20 protein-coding genes and 1 pseudogene are annotated in these 18,594 nt (G+C 72.2%); 12 read left to right on the top strand and 9 right to left on the bottom strand.

Translation table 11 applies throughout. The features are described from left to right. Positions 1 to 23: 23 nt before the first annotated feature. The 4 genes from AB0J21_RS23895 to AB0J21_RS23880 form a co-directional block, all read right to left on the bottom strand. Positions 24 to 689 (bottom strand): L,D-transpeptidase family protein, encoded by a 666-nt coding sequence (locus AB0J21_RS23895; RefSeq protein ID WP_363148189.1) that lies wholly within the window; start codon positions 687 to 689, stop codon positions 24 to 26. A gap of 54 nt (positions 690 to 743) precedes the next feature. Continuing rightward, positions 744 to 1,331 (bottom strand): pyridoxamine 5'-phosphate oxidase family protein, encoded by a 588-nt coding sequence (locus AB0J21_RS23890; protein WP_363148114.1) that lies wholly within the window; start codon positions 1,329 to 1,331, stop codon positions 744 to 746. 96 nt (positions 1,332 to 1,427) lie between these two features. Then, positions 1,428 to 2,963, bottom strand: a complete 1,536-nt coding sequence (locus AB0J21_RS23885; protein ID WP_363148113.1) for an MDR family MFS transporter — start codon at positions 2,961 to 2,963, stop codon at positions 1,428 to 1,430. A gap of 82 nt (positions 2,964 to 3,045) precedes the next feature. After that, a complete protein-coding gene (locus AB0J21_RS23880) occupies positions 3,046 to 3,639 on the bottom strand; it encodes a TetR family transcriptional regulator (RefSeq protein WP_363148112.1) in 594 nt (197 codons plus the stop codon). 165 nt (positions 3,640 to 3,804) lie between these two features. Between AB0J21_RS23880 and AB0J21_RS23875 the strand changes: the two genes are divergently transcribed. The 3 genes from AB0J21_RS23875 to AB0J21_RS23865 all read left to right on the top strand — a co-directional run bounded on the left by AB0J21_RS23875 (position 3,805) and on the right by AB0J21_RS23865 (position 6,925). Next, positions 3,805 to 4,182 carry a DUF488 family protein gene (locus AB0J21_RS23875; RefSeq protein WP_363148111.1) on the top strand — a complete coding sequence of 126 codons (378 nt, stop codon included), beginning with the start codon at positions 3,805 to 3,807 and terminating at the stop codon, positions 4,180 to 4,182. A gap of 187 nt (positions 4,183 to 4,369) precedes the next feature. Next, positions 4,370 to 5,806, top strand: a complete 1,437-nt coding sequence (gene argH / locus AB0J21_RS23870; RefSeq protein ID WP_363148110.1) for an argininosuccinate lyase — start codon at positions 4,370 to 4,372, stop codon at positions 5,804 to 5,806. A gap of 147 nt (positions 5,807 to 5,953) precedes the next feature. Continuing rightward, positions 5,954 to 6,925, top strand: coding sequence for an aldo/keto reductase (locus AB0J21_RS23865; protein ID WP_363148109.1), 972 nt, complete (start codon positions 5,954 to 5,956; stop codon positions 6,923 to 6,925). A 24-nt stretch (positions 6,926 to 6,949) separates the two neighbouring features. Here the strand turns inward: AB0J21_RS23865 and AB0J21_RS23860 are convergent, their stop codons facing one another. Beyond that, the gene (locus AB0J21_RS23860) at positions 6,950 to 7,486 is read right to left on the bottom strand and encodes an HAD domain-containing protein (RefSeq protein ID WP_363148108.1); all 537 of its coding nucleotides are present in this window, start codon (positions 7,484 to 7,486) and stop codon (positions 6,950 to 6,952) included. Between the two features lie 141 nt (positions 7,487 to 7,627). Between AB0J21_RS23860 and AB0J21_RS23855 the strand changes: the two genes are divergently transcribed. Both AB0J21_RS23855 and AB0J21_RS23850 read left to right on the top strand, forming a co-directional pair. Then, positions 7,628 to 8,176 (top strand): TetR/AcrR family transcriptional regulator, encoded by a 549-nt coding sequence (locus AB0J21_RS23855; RefSeq protein ID WP_363148107.1) that lies wholly within the window; start codon positions 7,628 to 7,630, stop codon positions 8,174 to 8,176. Next, positions 8,173 to 9,750 carry an MFS transporter gene (locus AB0J21_RS23850; protein ID WP_363148106.1) on the top strand — a complete coding sequence of 526 codons (1,578 nt, stop codon included), beginning with the start codon at positions 8,173 to 8,175 and terminating at the stop codon, positions 9,748 to 9,750. Before AB0J21_RS23855 ends, AB0J21_RS23850 begins: the two co-directional genes overlap by 4 nt. An 88-nt stretch (positions 9,751 to 9,838) precedes the next feature. Here the strand turns inward: AB0J21_RS23850 and AB0J21_RS23845 are convergent, their stop codons facing one another. Beyond that, a complete protein-coding gene (locus tag AB0J21_RS23845) occupies positions 9,839 to 10,510 on the bottom strand; it encodes a lysophospholipid acyltransferase family protein (RefSeq protein WP_363148105.1) in 672 nt (223 codons plus the stop codon). Between the two features lie 327 nt (positions 10,511 to 10,837). Between AB0J21_RS23845 and AB0J21_RS23840 the strand changes: the two genes are divergently transcribed. From AB0J21_RS23840 to AB0J21_RS23830, 3 genes are all read left to right on the top strand, one after another. Then, positions 10,838 to 12,034, top strand: coding sequence for a glycerophosphodiester phosphodiesterase (locus tag AB0J21_RS23840; RefSeq protein WP_363148104.1), 1,197 nt, complete (start codon positions 10,838 to 10,840; stop codon positions 12,032 to 12,034). 108 nt (positions 12,035 to 12,142) lie between these two features. Further along, a complete protein-coding gene (locus tag AB0J21_RS23835; RefSeq protein ID WP_363148103.1) occupies positions 12,143 to 12,826 on the top strand; it encodes a sigma-70 family RNA polymerase sigma factor in 684 nt (227 codons plus the stop codon). Between the two features lie 17 nt (positions 12,827 to 12,843). Then, complete coding sequence (locus AB0J21_RS23830; protein ID WP_363148102.1) at positions 12,844 to 13,344, top strand: GNAT family N-acetyltransferase; 501 nt, start codon at positions 12,844 to 12,846, stop codon at positions 13,342 to 13,344. Positions 13,345 to 13,391: 47 nt separating this feature from the next. Here the strand turns inward: AB0J21_RS23830 and AB0J21_RS23825 are convergent. The 3 genes and pseudogenes from AB0J21_RS23825 to AB0J21_RS23815 form a co-directional block, all read right to left on the bottom strand. After that, positions 13,392 to 13,640, bottom strand: a pseudogene (locus AB0J21_RS23825) (SAM-dependent methyltransferase); the annotation flags it as partial. 98 nt (positions 13,641 to 13,738) lie between these two features. After that, on the bottom strand, positions 13,739 to 14,239 hold the full coding sequence (locus AB0J21_RS23820; protein ID WP_363148101.1) for a hypothetical protein: 501 nt from the start codon (positions 14,237 to 14,239) through the stop codon (positions 13,739 to 13,741). 1 nt (position 14,240) lies between these two features. Then, the gene (locus AB0J21_RS23815) at positions 14,241 to 14,600 is read right to left on the bottom strand and encodes a hypothetical protein (protein WP_363148100.1); all 360 of its coding nucleotides are present in this window, start codon (positions 14,598 to 14,600) and stop codon (positions 14,241 to 14,243) included. Positions 14,601 to 14,720: 120 nt separating this feature from the next. On the opposite strand from AB0J21_RS23815, the gene AB0J21_RS23810 reads away from it, so the two are divergent. From AB0J21_RS23810 to AB0J21_RS23795, 4 genes are all read left to right on the top strand, one after another. Then, positions 14,721 to 15,392 carry an HAD family hydrolase gene (locus AB0J21_RS23810; RefSeq protein WP_363148099.1) on the top strand — a complete coding sequence of 224 codons (672 nt, stop codon included), beginning with the start codon at positions 14,721 to 14,723 and terminating at the stop codon, positions 15,390 to 15,392. Between the two features lie 380 nt (positions 15,393 to 15,772). Then, positions 15,773 to 16,825, top strand: a complete 1,053-nt coding sequence (locus AB0J21_RS23805; protein WP_363148098.1) for an ATP-binding cassette domain-containing protein — start codon at positions 15,773 to 15,775, stop codon at positions 16,823 to 16,825. Then, on the top strand, positions 16,822 to 17,598 hold the full coding sequence (locus AB0J21_RS23800) for a methionine ABC transporter permease (protein WP_363148097.1): 777 nt from the start codon (positions 16,822 to 16,824) through the stop codon (positions 17,596 to 17,598). Before AB0J21_RS23805 ends, AB0J21_RS23800 begins: the two co-directional genes overlap by 4 nt. Before the next feature lie 93 nt (positions 17,599 to 17,691). Then, entirely contained in the window at positions 17,692 to 18,537 is an 846-nt protein-coding gene (locus AB0J21_RS23795; protein ID WP_363148096.1) for a MetQ/NlpA family ABC transporter substrate-binding protein, read from the top strand. Positions 18,538 to 18,594 lie beyond the last annotated feature (57 nt).

Genomic DNA, 18,594 nt, shown 5'->3' with positions numbered 1-18,594 from the left:
TCCGGTGCGCGGCGAAGGCCGCCTCAGTACCGCTCGATCCCCGTCCGGCCGCCTTCCGTTCCCACCGCGATCCGCGCCCCGGGCCGTACCCAGCGCAGCAGGCGGCGCATCGTGTCCTGGGGGACCGACACGCAACCGGCTGTCGCCCCGGCCCCGTTGACGTGCAGGAAGATGCCCGCGCCCCGGCCGCGCACCGGGCGGCGGTAGTTGAAGCCGGTCACGAGGGCGTGGGCGTACTGCTGTGCGTAGTCGGCGAGGTGTTCCGCCTCGCTCGCGCGGCAGTCGGCGGCGCGTGGCTCGCTCCAGCGGTTGTAGGCGCGCGAGCGGTTGTCCTGGCACCACCACGAGCCGTCGGTGACCGGGCGGTACGTGATCCGGGTGCCGGGCGGGGCGTGCTCGGTGCCGAAGGCGTAGGGCAGGCCGTACAGGCCCGTCGGAGTGGTGTTCGTGCCCTGCATGCGGGTGCGGCCCTCGGCGAGGCCGCCGGAGCCGAAGCGGGCGGGCGCCGTGCCCCGCTCGCGCCACCGGCCCGAGCGGTCGCGTTGCCACCAGGTGAGCGTGCCCGTCGTCGAGGCGGTGCGGCCCGCGACGGCGGTGATCAGCTGCCGGGCCCCGCCCGTGTCCGCCATCCGGTACGGCAGGGGGCGGGGAGTACTCGCGTGGGCGGGCAGCGGGGCCAGGACGGTCAGGGCGAGGGCGGCGGCGAGCGGGGCGCCGCAGGCGCGCAGGGCTTTCGTCACCCTTCAGAACGTAGCGGGAGGCAGCGGGAGCGGCAGCCCGGGAAGCCCGTCGATGCTCTTGGCGACGTGCTCCTTCTTGGTGAAGTACGCGTCCAGCGAGTCGTCGTCCTCGCGGGCGAAGCGCCCGGCGTGCAGGTCTCGGTCCTCGTCGTACGTCATGAAGGGGACCGCGTACCCGCAGGTGTCCCTGATCAGCTCGGCGTGGACGAGGATCACCGCGCGCAGCCCGTGGAGCCGCGGGTCGATGTCCGGGAAGTGGTCCAGCAGCGCGGAGAAGCGCGGGTCGTCACGGAAGACCGGCTCCCCCCTGCCGTGCACCCGCACGATGTTCGGCGGCCCCTGGAAGGCGCACCACATGAGGGTGATGCGGCCGTTCTCCCGCAGATGGGCGATGGTCTCGGCGTTGCTCCCGGCGAAGTCCAGGTAGGCGAGGGTGTACGGGTCGAGCACCGCGAAGGAACCACGCAGGCCCTTGGGGGAGAGGTTGACCGTGCCCTCGCCGGACAGGGGCGCGGTCGCGGTGAAGAAGACCGGTTGTTCCTCGATGAAGGTGCGGAGCCTGCCGTCGACGCGTGCGTAGGTCTTTCCCATGTCCGGCCATTCTTCCCCTCCTTTCCCCCGGCGGGAAGGCCCCCGCGTGCCGGCGGGGGCCGTGTGGCGGCGCACCGCTCGTCCGGGCGTGCGTTCTCAGGCGTCCGGCTCGTCGTCGCCGAGCCGGACGTTCCTGAGGGTCAGTGAGAGCAGGAACCCCGCGATCAGCAGCGGCGTCATCCAGAGGAAGACCTCGGTGAGCGTGTCGGAGAACGCGGTCCGCACCCCTTCACGCAGCGGCCCCGGCAGGGCGTTGACGAGCTTCGGTGAGAGAGACCCGGTGTCCGGCACCTGCGAGGACAGCCGGGCCGGGACCTCGGTGGCCAGCTCCCCGGCCAACCGGCCGTTGAAGACGGCCCCGAGAACGGACAGTCCGACGGCCCCGCCGATCCGCTGGGCGAAGGTGGCCGTGGAGGTCGCCGCCCCCAGGTCGGCCCGGGGTGCGTTGGTCTGGATCGCGAGCATCAGCGGCTGGCTGACCAGGCCGATGCCGAGGCCGAGCAGCGCCATGTACGAGCCGGACAGTAAGCGGCCGGTGTGCAGGTCCATGGTGCTCAGCAGGAAGGTTCCGAGCGCCGCGAGCGCCGAGCCCAGCACCGGCGCCCACTTGTACCGGGCGAAGTGCGAGATCAGCCGTCCGCCCACGGTGGAGGAGAAGATCATGCCGGCCATCATCGGGAAGAGCAGCAGACCCGAGGAGGTGGCGTCGGCGCCGGCGGTGAACTGGAGGAAGAGCGGCAGGTACGTCGCACCGGCCAGTAGCGCGGTGCCCACCAGCACGGTCGCCACCGAGGCGACGGTGAACGTCGGATCACGCAACAGCCGCAGTGGGACGAGCGGTTCAGCGGCCCGGCTCTCCACCACGAGGAACAGGGTCAGCAGCCCCACGAACCCGGCCCCGAGCCCGAGGATCGTGGGGGAGGACCACGGTTGTTCCCGGCCGCCCCAGGTGGTGCCCAGGGTGACGCAGGCGATCGCCCCGGCGAGCAGGAGCGCTCCGGCATAGTCGACGCGGTGCGGCGACTTCCTCCTCGGCAGCTTCAGCCTGGTGACGCTGATCAGCAGGGCGATCGCACCGAGCGGCACATTGACGTAGAAGGCCCACCGCCAGCTCAGGTGGTCGGTGAGGAAACCGCCGACGAACGGGCCCGCGAGGGAGGCGACACCGAAGACGGCCCCGAAGAAGCCCATGTAGCGCCCCCGTTCGCGCGGGGTGGTGACGTCCGCGACGATCGCCATGGCCAGCACCATCAGGCCGCCCGCGCCCAGCCCCTGAACGCCGCGGAAGGCGATGAGCTGCCCCATCGACTGCGCGAGACCGGACAGCGCGGAGCCCAGGACGAACAGCACCGTGGCGAGGACGAACAGGGGCTTGCGCCCGTACATGTCGCCGAGCTTGCCGTACAGCGGCATCGAGACGCCGGCGGTCAGCGTGTAGGCCGTGACCACCCAGGCGAGGTGGTCCAGGCCGTGCAGCCGACCCGCGACGGTCGGCAGGGCGGTCGCCACGACGGTCTGGTCCAGTGCGCTGAGGAACAACGTCAGTACCAGCGAGTACAGGACCAGCCGGGGGCCTGTGCCCTCCGGCGGATCGACGTCTTCCCGGGCCCGCGCTGGTGTCACTTCGGTCATGGTGGATCTCCCGTCACTCGGGTAGGGGGCGGCACCGGACGGGGCGGTGCCCGGGCCGGTGGTGCGTGCACTGCGGTGAGGGTCAGCGCCGGAGCCCTTCGCGGAGAACGTCGAACCCCTCGGAGAGCAGTTCCTCGACGCTCCTGTCCTGCTCGGCGGTCCACTGGAAACGGACCGCGGCCTGCATGACGGCGAGTGCCGCGTTCACCAGGAGCGTCGGGCCGAAGTCGGTCGCCGGGTCCTGCCCGGTGCGAGCGGCCACCGCGCCGGCCAGTGTTCGTACCAGTTCGTCCGCCTGACGGGGGCGTCGCTCGGCGATCAGCTCGGGATGGCGGCGGTACAGCTCCTGGAAGGCGGCCGCCTCCTCCCGCTGTCCGTGCAGTTCCGAGGCCACGTGCAGGAAAGTCGCGTGCAGCGACTCCAGTACGGGTTCCCCGGCCGGCCGGGCCCCGAAGAGAGCGAGGAGTTCCTCGGGCGACCACGACAACTCCATGGTCAGCGCGTCCTCCTTGGTCGCGAAGTAGTTGTGGAAGGTGCGAGGCGAGATGTCGGCCGCCTCGCTGATCGCTTCGACGGTCAGCCCCTCCAGACCTCTCTCCAGGGCCAGCCGCACGGCGACGCCCTTCACCGCGCGGCGTTTGGCTGCGAGCTTGCGCGCTCGTCGGTCCACATCCATGTCCCTTACCTTCCTTGTTTGCAGGCTACGCATTATATGCAGTGTCCGCAATAAATGCAGAGTCTGCACGCGCCGCCCGGCGAGGCGCGGGCGCGCCGCCCGCCGCACCATGAGTGAGGGGGCTCCTCGCCGCATCGCGAGCGGGGCGGACGGAAGGGACCCCTCATGACGGCGAAGAAGCACCCGGCGCACGAGATCCGCGTCCGGCGGGCCTACGAGGAACCCGGTGCGCGGGACGGTGCGCGGGTCCTCGTCGACCGGCTGTGGCCACGTGGTCTGTCGAAGCGGCGCGCGCACTTCGACGAATGGGTCAAGGCCGCCGCGCCCTCCACCGCACTGCGCAAGTGGTACGGCCACGAATCCGAGCGGTACGAGGCCTTCGCCGAGCGCTACCGCATGGAACTCGCCGAACCCGAGCGTGCCGAAGTCGTGGGGCGCCTCAGGATTCTTGCCGCCCAAGGCCCGCTCACCCTGCTCACCGGCACGAAGGACGTCGAGCACTCCCACGCCGGGGTGCTCGCCGACGTGGTGCGCGAGGGCTGAGGCGGCGCCCACCCCACGATTGACGAAACATGCGGTGGACTGCATACTCATGCAGGAACAGGGTTCTGCACCGTGGGGAGAAGCACCTGGCCCCGGCCGCGCTGGGCCACCGGCGGCATAGCCTGAGGGCCGCCCCCTCACCCAGTGTGAAGGGGCGCTCGCACATCCACCCTCCCGAGGAGAAGCAGTGAGCAGCAACAACGGTGACGTCCGGCTCTGGGGCGGCCGGTTCGCGGATGGACCGGCCGAGGCGCTGGCCAAGCTGTCCGCCTCCGTGCACTTCGACTGGCGGCTGGCCCCCTACGACATCGCCGGGTCCCGCGCGCACGCCCGCGTCCTGCACTCCGCCGGACTGCTCACCGCGGAGGAACTCGGGCGGATGCTCGACGGGCTCGACCGCCTGGAGGCGGATGTCGCGGACGGCTCCTTCACCGGAACCATCGCCGACGAGGACGTGCACACCGCCCTGGAGCGTGGCCTGCTGGAACGCCTCGGCGCCGACCTCGGCGGCAAACTGCGCGCCGGGCGCTCCCGCAACGACCAGGTCGCCACGCTGTTCCGGATGTACCTGCGCGACCACGCCCGGATCATCGGCGGCCTGATCGCCGAGCTCCAGGAGGCCCTCGTCGGCCTCGCCGAGGCCCACCCGGACGTCGCGATGCCCGGCCGCACCCATCTCCAGCACGCCCAGCCCGTGCTGTTCGCCCACCACGTCCTCGCGCACGTCCAGTCGCTGTCCCGGGACGCCGAGCGGCTGCGCCAGTGGGACGAGCGCACCGCCGTCTCCCCGTACGGCTCGGGCGCGCTGGCCGGCTCCTCGCTCGGCCTGGACCCGCAGGCCGTCGCCGCCGACCTCGGCTTCGAGCACGGATCGGTCGCCAACTCCATCGACGGCACCGCCTCGCGGGACTTCGTCGCCGAGTTCGCGTTCATCACCGCGATGATCGGCGTCAACCTGTCGCGCATCGCGGAGGAGGTCATTCTCTGGAACACGAAGGAGTTCTCCTTCGTCACCCTGCACGACGCCTTCTCGACCGGCTCCTCGATCATGCCGCAGAAGAAGAACCCGGACATCGCCGAGCTGGCGCGCGGGAAGTCCGGCCGCCTCATCGGCAACCTCACCGGGCTGCTCGCGACCCTCAAGGCCCTCCCGCTCGCGTACAACCGCGACCTCCAGGAGGACAAGGAGCCGGTCTTCGACTCCTGCGACCAGCTGGAGGTCCTGCTCCCCGCCTTCACCGGCATGATGGCGACGCTCACCGTGCACCGCGAGCGCCTGGAGGAGCTGGCCCCGGCCGGCTTCTCGCTGGCCACCGACATCGCCGAGTGGCTCGTCAAGCAGGGCGTGCCCTTCCGCGTCGCCCACGAGGTGGCCGGCGAGTGCGTCAAGGAGTGCGAGGCCCAGGGCATCGAACTCGACCAGCTCAGCGACGAGCAGTTCGCGAAGATCTCCCCGCACCTGACCCCCGAGGTGCGCGGCGTCCTCAATGTCCCCGGCGCCCTCGCCGCCCGCGACGGTCGCGGCGGAACCGCGCCCTCCGCCGTGGCCGTCCAGCTCGCCGAGGTCAAGGCCGGCCTGGCCCGCCAGCAGGAGTGGGCGCACGCCAAGGACCGCGTGGCCTGAGCCGCCCCGCGCGGCGCGGCCCCCGCAGGGGGTACGTTCAGGGGGCGGCGCGAGCCGTTAGGTTGGAGCGGGGGCCGGTCGACCGACCGGCCGGTCCCCGCCCCGACCGGGGCAGAGCCGCCCGTCCCGTACCGCCGAGGGAGCCGCATGTCCTTCGCCCGCCTGGCCGCCGTCACCACCCCGACCGCCCGTATCGGACTGGGCCTGGCCGCCGTCGGCCGCCCCGGCTACATCAACCTCGGCCGGGACCGCGACCTGCCGGAGGGCCGCACCGTCGAGGAGTTGCGGACCCGCACCCACGAACTGCTCGACGCCGCCTACGCGCAGGGCGTGCGCTACGTCGACGTGGCGCGGTCCTACGGGCGCGCCGAGGAGTTCCTCGCGGACTGGCTCACCGCCCGGCCGCAGGCCACGGACGTCGTCGTCGGCAGCAAATGGGGATACACCTACACCGCCGGGTGGCGCACCGACGCGCCCTCGCACGAGACGAAGGACCACACGGCGGCCACCTTCGAGCGCCAGCGCGCCGAGAGCCGCGAACTGCTCGACGGGCGGCTGGACCTCTACCAGATCCACTCCGTCACCCCCGACAGCCCGGCCCTGACCGACAAGGACCTGCACGAACGCCTCGCCGCGCTCGGCGCCGAGGGTGTCACGGTCGGCCTGTCCGTGAGCGGCCCGGAGCAGGCCGAGGCGATCCGCGCCGCGCTCGCCGTGGAGGTCGCCGGCCAGCCCCTGTTCGGCACCGTCCAGGCCACCTACAACGCCCTGGACCACGCGGCGGGACCCGCTCTCGCCGAGGCGCACGCCGCCGGGCGCACCGTGATCGTCAAGGAGGCGCTCGCCAACGGGCGGCTGGCCGGGGACGCCGCCCCCGAGGCGCTGCGCACCGTCGCGGAGGAACTGGGCCTCGGCGCGGACGCGGTCGCCCTCGCCTTCGTCCTGCGCGCGCCCTGGGTCTCGGTCGTCCTGTCCGGGGCGGCGACCACCGGTCAGCTCGCCTCCCATCTGCACGCCCCGCTCGCCGACCTGGACGAGGACCGCGTCGAACGCCTCTCCCGCCTGGTCGAGGACCCGCGCGCGTACTGGCGGCGCCGCGCGGAACTGCCCTGGCAGTAGACGCGGCAGCCCGGCGCCGGGCCCTCACAGACTCTCCGCCCACTCCTCCAGGGCCGTGAAGTCGTCGTCCACCAGCCCGCGCGCCGGGTCGATCCGCATCAGGTTCGCGGGCGCGCGGTGGTGGCGCCCGGTCCACTCCCGGTCCGCCGCGCCGATCTCGTCGTCCACCCACGCGAAGGGCCGGTGCCCCGCGTACTCCAGAACGGTGCGCGTCTTCCAGAAGGTCCCCGCCGCACCCGGTGAAAGCGGCGGCCAGTCGACGTACGGCAGCGGCGGCAGGCCCAGACGCGGACCGATCCACTCGTTCGCCGCCGCCCTCCACGTCGTCGCCCACACGAGCGCGTAGCGGTGCGACAGGGCCCGCAGCCGCTCGCCGTGCTCGGCGTTCAGCAGGACCCGCAGCGGCTCCGGATAGGCCCAGCCCGCCGGGCGCATCGCGTACGCCGTGTAGCCGCGCGGCGGGCGGCGGCCGGGCGCCGCGAACGGATTGAGCGGGCCGTCGACGTCGAGGAACAGCAGCGGTGGCTCCCGGCGGACGTGCCCGGTGGAGGACGGAGGCACGCTGCCAGCATCACCTAGGCCCACGTGCGGCGCCCGGAACTCCGGGGTGGCTGAGGGCAGGCGTCGCCGCCGTATCACCCTCAGCGAGACATGGACATGCCGAATGAGACGTTCACGTCTCATTTGAAGTAGCCTCGTGTCATGTCAGTCGATCGGGAACAGGTCCTGCGCGCCGCCGCCACCCTGCTGGTGCGGTCCTCGGGCGCGACCATGGACGAGGTGGCCAGAGCCGCCGGCATCAGCCGGGCCACCCTGCACCGGCACTTCGCGGGGCGCGACGCGCTCGTCCGCGCCCTGGAGGAGCTGGGGCTGCGCGAGTGCGAGGCGGCCGTCGAGGCGGCCCGGGTCACCGAGGGGTCCGCCGAGGAGGCCGTACGCCGGGTGGTCGCCGAACTCCAGTCGGCCGCCCCGCTGCTGTCCTTCCTCATCACCGAGAACCAGCTCTTCCAGGGCGACCAGGTAAACGAGGGCTGGGCCCGGCTGGACCGGCGCTTCGGCGAACTGTTCACCCGCGGGCAGCTCGCCGGGGAGTTCCGCATCGACCTGACCCCGGTCTGGCTCACCGAAGCCCTGTACGCGCTGATCGGCTCGTGCGGCTGGTGCGTCGTGGACGGCCGGGTCGCCGCGCAGGACTACCCGCACATGGTCACCGAGCTGATGCTCGGCGGAGCCCGGAGGAACACGCCATGACGACCACCGCCCCGCTCGCCGAGCGCAGGCTCGGCCGCTGGCTGGCCCTCGCGGTGCTGGTCCTCGCGGTCCTGCTGGTCGCGGTGGACGCCACGGTCCTGGGCCTGGCCACGCCGTTCATCAGCGAGGACCTGCACCCCTCGGGCACCCAGCTGCTGTGGATCGGCGACGTCTACTCCTTCGTCATCGCCGGGCTCCTCGTCTCCATGGGCAGCCTCGGCGACCGCATCGGCCGCAAGAAACTCCTCCTGCTCGGCGCCGTCGCCTTCGGTGGGGTCTCGGTGCTCACCGCCTACGCGCACACCCCCGAGGTGCTGATCGTGGCCCGCGCGCTGCTCGGGGTCGCGGGAGCCACCCTCATGCCCTCGACGCTGGCCCTGATCCGCAACATCTTCCACGACCCGCGCGAACGCAGCTTCGCGATCGGCGTGTGGGGCGCGGCCTCCTCGGCCGGTATGGCGGTCGGCCCGATCGTCGGCGGCTTCCTGCTGGAGCACTTCTGGTGGGGCTCGGTGTTCCTCATCAACCTGCCCGTCATGGCGGTCCTCGTCGTGGTGGGCCTCAAGCTCCTGCCGGAGTCGAAGAACCCCGCGCCCGGACCCTGGGACCTGCCGAGCGTGGCGCTCTCCCTGGTCGGGATGATCGGCGTCGTCTACGCCGTCAAGGAGGCCGCCGCGCACGGCTTCCACGCTCAGGCCGCGGTCACCGGCGTCCTCGGGGTCGCGCTGCTCGTGTGGTTCGTGCGGCGCCAGCAGACACTGAAGGCACCTCTGCTCGACATGCGGCTCTTCCGCAACCGGGGTTTCAGCGCCGCCGTCCTCGCCGACCTGCTCACCATCCTCGGCCTGTCCGGGCTGGTGTTCTTCCTCTCCCAGTTCCTCCAGCTCGTGCAGGGCAGACCGCCGTTCGAGGCGGGGCTCGCCGAACTGCCCTCCGCCGTCGGCGCGGTGGCGGCCGGGCTCGTCGCGGGCGTCGTGGCCCGCCGCTTCTCGGTGCGCGCCGTCGTCTCCGGGGGCCTCGCCGCGATCGGAGTGGCGCTGGGGGCCGTCGCGTTCGTCGGCCAGCACACGGGCTACCCGCTGCTCGGCGCGGTGCTGCTGGTGGTCGGCGTCGGCGCCGGGTTCTCCTTCACCGTCACCGCCGACGTCATTCTCTCCGCCGTACCGAAGGAACAGGCGGGGGCGGCCTCGGCCGTGTCCGAGACGGCGTACGAACTCGGCGCCGCCCTCGGGATCGCCCTGCTCGGCTCCATCGTGACCGGCGTGTACCGCGACTTCAGCGCCCCGCCCGGGGTGCCCTCCGGCCTCGCCGACGCGGCGCACCAGTCACTGGGCGGGGCCGTCGAGGCGGCGGAACACCTTCCGGCGCCACTGGCACGCACCATGGTCTCGGCCGCACAGGACTCCTTCGTCCAGGGGCTGCACTACGCGGCCGTGGCCGGCGCCGTCGTCCTGCTCGCGACCGCCGTCGCCGCGTGGTTCCTGCTCAAGGGCCAGCGACTGGAGGACGGAGCGCGGGAGGCGGACCCGGAACAGGTGCCGGTCGGAGGCCGCGGCGCGCCGCCGCGGCCCTGAGGCGCGGGAGAGGGACGGGGGGAAAGCAGGACGGGAGGCGTCCGGGGCGAGCCCTGGACGCCTCCCGCGAGGCCGGTGTACAGCGGGCTCAGGCCGCCTTCGCCTTGGTCGCGTACATGTCCACGTACTCCTGGCCGGACAGCCGCATGACCTCGGTCATCACCGAGTCGGTGACGGCGCGCAGGACGTAGCGGTCGCGGTCCATGCCCTCGTAGCGGGAGAACTCCAGGGGCTCGCCGAAGCGCACGGTGACCTTGCCGGGGCGCGGCAGCCCCTTGCCGCCGGGCTGGAGCTTGTCGGTGCCGATCATCGCGAACGGGACGACCGGGGCGCCCGTCATCAGGGTCAGCCGGGCGATCCCCGTACGGCCCCGGTACAGCCGGCCGTCGGGGGAACGGGTGCCCTCGGGGTAGATGCCGAACACCCGGCCCTCCTCCAGCACCCGGCGACCCGTCATGAGGGCCGCGACCCCGCCGTTCGCCCCGTCACGGTCCACCGGGATCATGCCGACGCCCGTGAAGAACCAGGCCATCGCCCGGCCCTTGAGGCCCTTGCCGGTGACGTACTCGTTCTTGCCGATGAACAGGACCTGCCGGTCGCACACGAGCGGCAGGATCATCGAGTCGATGAAGGTCAGATGGTTTCCGGCCACGATCACCGGCCCCTCGGCCGGAATGTTCTCCGTACCCTCGACCTGCGGACGGAACATCAGGCGCATGACGGGGCCGAGCACACCCTTGAGGAGCGCGAAGCGGGACAACTGACCCTCCGGAGCGATCGACGACGACGGCGGACACTGCGGGGAGCCCGCAGGTGAGGACGATACTCGCGGCCGCAACCCGATTGCACATCGGGTTCACGAAGACGATACGGAGTGTTGACCCGGCCCGGCCCGGCCCCCGCGCCCGGCCCGCCGCCCAAGGGCCGGTTTTCACCCGGCGTTCGGCCCGGGTTCTCCCGCCCCGCGCACCCCCGGCCCTAGCATCGGCACCGCTCGACCGGCCCGGGACACCCGCCACGAGCGGCCCGGCACCCGCCGAGCGCACCAGGGACATCGCACGCCCACCAGCGCAGGAGGAGTTGACCCATGACGACACAGGGACCCGGGGACACGAAGGCGGGCACCGGACGGCGCACCCTGCTCGGCGCGGCCGTCGCCGGCGCCTCGGCCGCCGTGGTCGCACTGCCCGGCGCCGCCTTCGCGCAGGGCGGGCAGGCACCCGCGCAGGCGGGTCACGGCAGCGGCGGCGGCGCCCTGCGCGACCTTCCCGAGGTCACGGTCATCGGCCACCGCGGCACCTCCGGCTACCGCCCCGAGCACACCCTCGGCTCCTACCAACTCGCCCTCGACATGGGCGTGCACATCATCGAGCAGGACCTCGTGCCCACCAAGGACGGCCATCTCGTATGCCGTCACGAGAACGACATCACGGCGACCACCGACGTCTCCCGGCACCCCGAGTTCGCGAGCCGCAAGACCACCAAGACGGTGGACGGCGCCAAGCTCACCGGCTGGTTCACCGAGGACTTCACCCTCGCCGAACTCAGAACCCTGCGCGCCGTCGAACGCATCCCCGGCACCCGTCAGCACAACACCCTCTACGACGGGCAGTGGCAGGTGCCGACCTTCGAGGAGGTGCTGCGCTGGGCCGACAAGGAGGGGCGCGCCCGGGGCCGGAAGATCTGGCTGTACGTCGAGACCAAGCACCCCACCTACTTCCGCGGCATCGGCCTGCCCCTGGAGGAACGTCTCGCCACGCTGCTGCGCCGCTACGGCCGCCACACCGGGAACGCCGCGCTCATCCTCCAGTCCTTCGAACCGACCAGCATCCAGCGGCTGTCGCGGCTCGTCGACACCCCCGGCATCGTGCTGCTCTCGACGGCGGGCACCAAGCCCTTCGACTTCGAGGCGAGCGGCGACCCGCGCACCACCGACGACCTCGTGACCCCCGCCGGGCTGAAGTGGATCTCCGGCTTCGCGCAGGGCATCGGCCCCGACCTGAGTCTGATCATCCCGCGCGACAAGGACGGCGCGCTCGGCACGCCCACCCGCCTCGTCAAGGACGCCCACGCCAAGGGCCTGATCCTGCACCCGTACACGATGCGCAACGAGAACACCTTCCTGCCCGCCGAGTTCCGCAAGGGCAGCGACCCCAACGCCTACGGCGACGCCTTCGGCGCCTTCCACGCCTACTTCGCGACCGGCATCGACGGACTCTTCTCCGACAACGGCGACACCGCGCTGCTCGCCCGCGACAGCTACCTGTCCGGCCGGGGCCACTGAGTCAGGGGCGCCGGGGGAGTCACGGCCCCCGGCGCCGCCGTGCCCGCCGTACGGGTGAGGCGGCGCCCGCGGCGAAACCGGTGCGTGGTCCGGCGCGTCCCGCCCGACATGACCCCCACACCGGCCACTCCCGTACCGGCCACTCCCGTACCGGCCACTCCCGTACCGGCCACTCCCGTACCGGCCACTCCCGTACCGGCCGCCTCCGGCGCGACGGACGCCCCGCACGACGCACTCCTGCGCGGGCTGCGCCCCCTGCTGCACGCCGAGGTGACCGCCGAGGCCCACGCGCTCGGCTGCGAACCCGCCGATCTCGAACAGACCGTATGGCTGCGGCTGTTCGAACGCCTCGCCGGCCACGGCCCCGTGCCCGACGACTGGCCCGGCTGGCTGCGCCGCACGGTGCGCGCCGAGGCCCGTCGCTCCCGCCGCACCCTGCGCCGCGAGAGCCCGTACGCCGACCAGCACACCGCCGATCCCGGGGCGGGGCCGGAACAGCGTCACCTCGACGCCGAACACGCCCACGCCGTACGCGGCGCTGCGCGCGCCCTGCCCGTCCGCTGCCGGCGCCTCGTGCACGCCCTGCTGTCGCCCCGCGATCTCACCTACCGGGAGATCGCGGCGGAGTTGGGAATGTCACAGGGCAGCCTCGGCCCCGAGCGTTCCCGCTGCCTGGACTGCCTGCGGAGGGTCCTCGGGGCCCCCGGCGCCCGCAGCCGGAACCGTCCCCCAGGTTTCACGGGCGGTCCGGAGTGGGGAAAGCTGCGACAGACACCACGGGCGAGCAAGTGAGCGGGAGGCATGCACACATGGGCATGAGCGTGACCATCTCTGCGGCGACCGAGGACGACGCCGAGCACATCCTCAAACTCCAGTACCTCTGCTACCAGAGCGAGGCGCGACTCCACGGGGACTGGGGGATCGAGCCCCTGACCCAGAGCCTCGACAGCGTCCGCGCCGAACTGCGCTCCGGCCGGGTCCTGGTGGCCCGGCTCGGTACCGAGGTCGTCGCCTCGGTGCGCGCGGTCCTGGACGCGGACGGCACCGCGCGCATCGGCAAACTCGTCGTCCACCCCCGCATGCAGCGACACGGCCTGGGCGGGCGGCTGCTCACGGCGATCGAGACGCAGCTCGTGCGGGAGGGCGCCACGCGCCGCTTCGAGCTGTTCACCGGGCAGCGCAGCGAGAGCGACCTGCGCCTGTACCGCAAACACGGCTACGTACCGGTGGGCACCGAACAGGCCGACGAACGCCCCGGCGTGGTGACCCTCGCGAAGGAGGCGGGCGCCGGCGCCTACGCCGCCGCCTGACGGCGCCGGTCCGGGGCGCACCGGCTCCGCCCCGGACCGGCCCGCGATCAGCGGGCCATCAGCGCGAAGACGCCCCAGCCCAGGTACTCCCGCTGGTACCGGACGTGCTGGACGGCGGCCGTGTCGAGTTCGGCGCGCATGACGGGGGCGAGTTCGTCGTCCGGGTGGGCGTCGAGCCAGCGGCGCGTGGTGCGCCACTGGGCCGCGACGTAGCGGTCCCAGCCCGCCCGCTCGGTCAGCACCATCTCCACGAGGTCGTACCCCAGCGGCCCGAAGGTCGCGAGGAGTCCGGGCAGCGGGTCGTCATCGCGACGTCCCGGGAACGGGCGCGACCCTAGGAGGGCCGAGTCCGCCCCGTCCACCCGATTTTCCGTGGGCCGCCCTCAGGCCGCCCTCAGGCCGCGCCGAGCGCCTCGCGCCGGGACCTGCGCAGCCACATCAGCGCGGTGACGGGGAGGATCACCGGGATGAACAGATAGCCCATGCCGTAGTCCGACCACACCGTCGCGTCGGGGAAGGCCGAGGGATCGGCGAGCGTCCAGGTGCCCACCGTGAGGACGCCCACCAGCTCCAGGCCGCAGCAGACCCGCGCCGCGCGCCGCGCCGTCTCCCCGCCCCGCACCAGGCTCCAGGTGATGAAGCAGTAGACGACACCCGCGACCGCCGACAGGACGTAGGCCAGCGGAGCCCGGTCGAACTCCGTGGCCAGCTGGTACACCGAGCGCGACAGGGCGCCGACCACCATGACGCCGTAGAGCCACAGCAGCAGGATGCCGGGCCCGCTGATCAGCCTGACCCGCTTCCCACCGGGGGCCGCGCCCGCCTCGCCGGCCCCGCTCCCGCCGTCCTGCCCCGGCACCTTCGCCTCCGCGTCCCGCACCGTTTCCCGCCGCATGTCAGCCACCCCAGATGTCGTAGAGCCGCACTTCGAGCACCGCGAGGACGACGCCCCCGGCCACCACCGTCATCGATCCCCAGCGGGTCCGCTCGGTCAGCGACATCAGCCCGGCCGCCGGGACGCACAGCGCGGCCCCCAGGAGGTAGGCGACGAAGATGACCGTGCCCTGCTCGGGCTTCTCACCCCGGGCGAGCTGCACGATGCCCACGACGAGCTGGACGAGCGCCAGCAGCGAGACGACGGCCATCCCGATGAAGTGCCAGTCCTTGGTCGACTGGTCGCGGGCGAAGGCCAGACCGCACCACGCGGCGAGCACGAGCGCGGCGACAGCGGTCGCGATCGTCAGGGCAACAAGCATGCCGCGACCCTATTACGGGCAAAAAGCGCGCCCGCGCGCGACCCCGGCCACCACGAAGAGGTATGCGTCACCCGCCCTCCCACCCCCACCCTGACCTGCCCCTGGGTAGGGTCGGGGATCATGAAGCTCTCCGCCGACGCCCTGCTCTTCGACAATGACGGCACCCTCATCTCCTCGCTGCGCTCCGTCGAGCGCTGCTGGAGGCAGTGGGCCGTCGAGTACGGCGTGAGTGCCGAGGACTTCGCCCGGATCGAGCTGCACGGCAGGCCCTCCGCCGAGATCGTCGCCGACCTCGTACCGCCCGGCCGGGTCACCGAGGCCAACACCCGCATCGAGGAGCTGGAGATCGCCGACGCCGCCGGTACCGAGGCGCTGCCCGGCACCCTACGGCTCCTGGACTCCCTGCCCGCCGCACGCTGGGCGGTGGTGACCTCCGCCACGCGGCGCCTGGCCCTCGCCCGGCTCTCCGGCGTCGGGGTGCGACCCGGGACCCTCGTGGCCGCCGACGACATCACGCGCGGCAAGCCCGATCCCGAGCCCTACCTGCTGGCCGCCGCGAAGCTCGGCGTCGACCCCGCGCGCTGCGTCGTGTTCGAGGACGCCCCGGTCGGTCTGCGCTCGGCCCGCGCCGCGGGGATGAAGTCCGTGGCCTTGACCACAACGTATCCCCGCGAACAGCTGTCGGCGGACGCCGTCGTCACCGACCTCTCGCAGGTGTCCGTGCAGGTCAGCGAGGCCGGCCTGGAGGTCCTCACCGAGGGCGAGGACCTCGGCGCGCTGTCCGCCCACTGAACGGGACGGTCCGGATACCGGACGGCAGGGCGGATGTCGTCGGCCTGTCTGGTTAACTGGCGTCATGACCACGACGAGCTACCGCAGCCCTGCGACCGAGGCGAAATCCATGCCCGGTGCTCGTCGCATGTGTCGAATGTGCGCCGTCTGAGGGTCCCCGCCCCGCGCCTCGCGCCCCGAAGCGAGCCCGGCCGCGCCCTGCCCGTACGCACCTGAGGAACTCAGGAACTCCCGACGTACGGACCCGGCCCGCCCCGGACCCCGTCCTGCCCGCTGTCCCCGGCCCCCGGCCGCCGACCGCCGCTTCCGGACGGGTCCCGCCCCCCACGCACCCCGTGCCGGCCCACCCCCGCCGCGCACTCGACAGCTATGGAACCCCTGTGATCACCACTACGGGCCTCACCAAGGTCTACCGCTCCCGAGGGCGTGAGATCACCGCCCTCGACGGCGTCGATCTGCACGTGAACGAAGGCGACGTCCACGGAGTCGTCGGACAGAGCGGCGCCGGCAAGTCCTCCCTGATCCGCTGCGTCAACCTGCTGGAGCGCCCCACCTCCGGCAGCGTCACCGTGGACGGCACCGAGCTGACCGCCCTCGTCGGCCGGGGCGGCCGCGCGGGCCGCGAACTGCGCGCCGCCCGCAGCCGGATCGGCATGGTCTTCCAGCACTTCAACCTGCTGTCCTCGCGCACCGTGCAGGACAACGTCGAACTCCCGCTGGAGATCCTGGGGCACAGCCGCCGCTCCCGGGCCCTCAAGGCCGCCGAACTCCTCGACCTCGTCGGCCTCGCCGACAAGGCGGGCGCCTACCCCGCGCAGCTCTCCGGCGGACAGAAGCAGCGCGTCGGCATCGCCCGCGCCCTGGCCGGGGACCCCAAGGTCCTGCTGTCCGACGAGGCGACCAGCGCCCTCGACCCCGAGACCACCCGCTCGATCCTGGAGCTGCTGCGCGACCTCAACCGCAGGCTCGGCCTCACCGTCCTGCTCATCACCCACGAGATGGAGGTCGTCAAGCAGGTCTGCGACGCGGCCTCCCTCATGGAGAACGGAAAGATCGTCGAGTCCGGCACCGTGAACGAACTGCTCGCCACCCCCGGCTCCGCGCTCGCCGCGGCCCTCTTCCCGGTCAGCGGGGAGACGGGTGACGCCGACCGCACCGTCATCGACGTCACCTTCCACGGAGACAGCGCGACCCGCCCGGTCATCTCGCAGCTGTCGCGCACTTACAACATCGACATCTCGATCCTGGGCGCCGCCATGGACACCGTCGCCGGACGCCAGGTCGGCCGCATGCGCATCGAACTGCCCGGACGCTACGAGGACAACGTCGTGCCCATCGGCTTCCTGCGCGAACAGGGACTCCAGGTCGAGTCCGCACGGCCCGGGGAATTCGAGACCGAGACCGTACAGCTCACCGGGGAGGTGGCGAAGTGACCTGGTCCGAGATGCAGCCCCTGCTCAGCCAGGCCAGCTGGGACACCCTCTACATGGTGGGCTGGTCCACCCTCATAGCCGTGGTCCTCGGACTCCCGCTCGGCGTGCTGCTGGTCCTCACCGACCGGGGCGGACTGCTGCACAACACCGTGGTGAACAAACTCCTCGGGCAGCTCGTCAACATCGCCCGTTCGATGCCCTTCATCATCCTCATGGTCGCCCTCATGGGCTTCACCCGCTGGATCACCGGGACCACCATCGGCCGCGAGGCCGCCGTCGTCCCCCTCGCGATCGGCGCCATCCCCTTCTACGCCCGCCTCGTGGAGACCTCGGTGCGCGAGGTGGACGGCGGACTGGTCGAGGCCGTCCAGTCGATGGGCGGCACCACCTGGGCCGTCGTGCGCAAGGTGCTCGTCCCCGAGTCGCTGCCCTCGCTCGTCTCCAGCGCCACGACCACGATCGTCACGCTCATCGGCTACTCCGCGATGGCCGGCACCGTCGGCGCCGGCGGCCTCGGCGACATCGCCGTCCGCGAGGGCTTCCAGCGCTTCGAGACGGGACTCATGTGGGTCACCGTCGCGATCCTCGCCGTCGTCATCTCCGTCATCCAGTTCCTCGGTGACCTCGCCGCCCGCTCGCTGCACGCACGCGGTGGCCGCGGCGCACCGGCCCCGCGCCTGCGCCTGCTGCGCGCCGCGAAGGGTGACGCGGGGAAGGGCGGCGGCGAGACGGAGAAGACGGCGCCCGCCGAGGACCCGGTGTCCGCCGCCTAGGCGAGAGCGCCCCGCCCGCCGGCACCCCCGGAACCACAACTCGCACCACTCCCCGCAGCCGCGGGGAAGCACTACCCGAGAAAGGCACTTTTCGTGCGTAACACTGCCAAGACATCCGCGTCCGCCCTCGTCGCAGGAGCCCTCGCCCTCGGACTGACCGCCTGCGGATCAGGCGACTCCGACAGCGCGTCCGGCAGCTCCAAGGCCGACCAGGACAAGCCCCTCGTCGTCGCCGCGAGCCCGACCCCGCACGCCGAGATCCTCGACTACGTCAAGGACCACCTCGCGAAGAAGGCCGGACTCAAACTGCAGGTCAAGGAGTTCACGGACTACGTGACCCCCAACACCGCCACGCAGGACGGCTCCGTCGACGCCAACTACTTCCAGCACAAGCCGTACCTCGACGACTTCAACAAGAAGAACGGCACCGACCTCGTGCCCGTCGTCACGGTCCACCTGGAGCCGCTCGGTCTGTACTCCCACAAGATCAAGAGCGTCGGCGACCTGAAGAAGGGCGCGACCGTCGCCGTGCCCAACGACGCGACCAACGAGGCCCGCGCCCTCAAGCTGCTGGAGGCCAACGGCGTCATCCGGCTGAAGTCCGGCGCCGGCGACGACGCGACCCCCTCGGACATCGCGAAGAACCCCAAGGACCTCAAGTTCAAGGAGCTGGAGGCCCCGCAGGTGCCGCGCTCCCTCGACGACGTGGACGCCGCCGTCATCAACGGCAACTACGCCGTGCAGGCCAAGCTCAGCCCCGCCAAGGACGCCCTCGTCCAGGAGAAGGCCAAGGGCAACCCCTACGGCAACCTGCTCGTCGTCAAGGACGGCGAACAGAAGGACCCGCGGGTCGAGAAGCTCGTGAAGCTCCTGCACTCGCCGGAGGTCAAGAAGTTCATCGAGGACCGCTACGACGGTTCGGTCCTCCCCGCCTTCTGACCACCGCCGGGGCCCCGGTCCGTGGAGACCCGCCACGGACCGGGCCCTTCCCGGTAC

Origin of the sequence: Streptomyces sp. NPDC049954 (assembly GCF_040656295.1) — a bacterium.
Lineage (GTDB): Bacteria > Actinomycetota > Actinomycetes > Streptomycetales > Streptomycetaceae > Streptomyces.
This window is presented reverse-complemented; position numbering and strand designations above follow the sequence as displayed.

Coding starts and splice junctions, on each gene's coding strand:
- AB0J21_RS23875 (WP_363148111.1), top strand. CDS start 3,805: ATGACGGCGAAGAAGCACCCGGCGCACGAGATCCGCGTCCGGCGGGCC.
- AB0J21_RS23835 (WP_363148103.1), top strand. CDS start 12,143: ATGACCCCCACACCGGCCACTCCCGTACCGGCCACTCCCGTACCGGCC.
- AB0J21_RS23820 (WP_363148101.1), bottom strand. CDS start 14,239: ATGCGGCGGGAAACGGTGCGGGACGCGGAGGCGAAGGTGCCGGGGCAG.
- AB0J21_RS23810 (WP_363148099.1), top strand. CDS start 14,721: ATGAAGCTCTCCGCCGACGCCCTGCTCTTCGACAATGACGGCACCCTC.
- AB0J21_RS23890 (WP_363148114.1), bottom strand. CDS start 1,331: ATGGGAAAGACCTACGCACGCGTCGACGGCAGGCTCCGCACCTTCATC.
- AB0J21_RS23830 (WP_363148102.1), top strand. CDS start 12,844: ATGGGCATGAGCGTGACCATCTCTGCGGCGACCGAGGACGACGCCGAG.
- AB0J21_RS23855 (WP_363148107.1), top strand. CDS start 7,628: ATGTCAGTCGATCGGGAACAGGTCCTGCGCGCCGCCGCCACCCTGCTG.
- AB0J21_RS23885 (WP_363148113.1), bottom strand. CDS start 2,963: ATGACCGAAGTGACACCAGCGCGGGCCCGGGAAGACGTCGATCCGCCG.
- AB0J21_RS23880 (WP_363148112.1), bottom strand. CDS start 3,639: ATGGATGTGGACCGACGAGCGCGCAAGCTCGCAGCCAAACGCCGCGCG.
- AB0J21_RS23850 (WP_363148106.1), top strand. CDS start 8,173: ATGACGACCACCGCCCCGCTCGCCGAGCGCAGGCTCGGCCGCTGGCTG.
- AB0J21_RS23815 (WP_363148100.1), bottom strand. CDS start 14,600: ATGCTTGTTGCCCTGACGATCGCGACCGCTGTCGCCGCGCTCGTGCTC.
- AB0J21_RS23865 (WP_363148109.1), top strand. CDS start 5,954: ATGTCCTTCGCCCGCCTGGCCGCCGTCACCACCCCGACCGCCCGTATC.
- AB0J21_RS23840 (WP_363148104.1), top strand. CDS start 10,838: ATGACGACACAGGGACCCGGGGACACGAAGGCGGGCACCGGACGGCGC.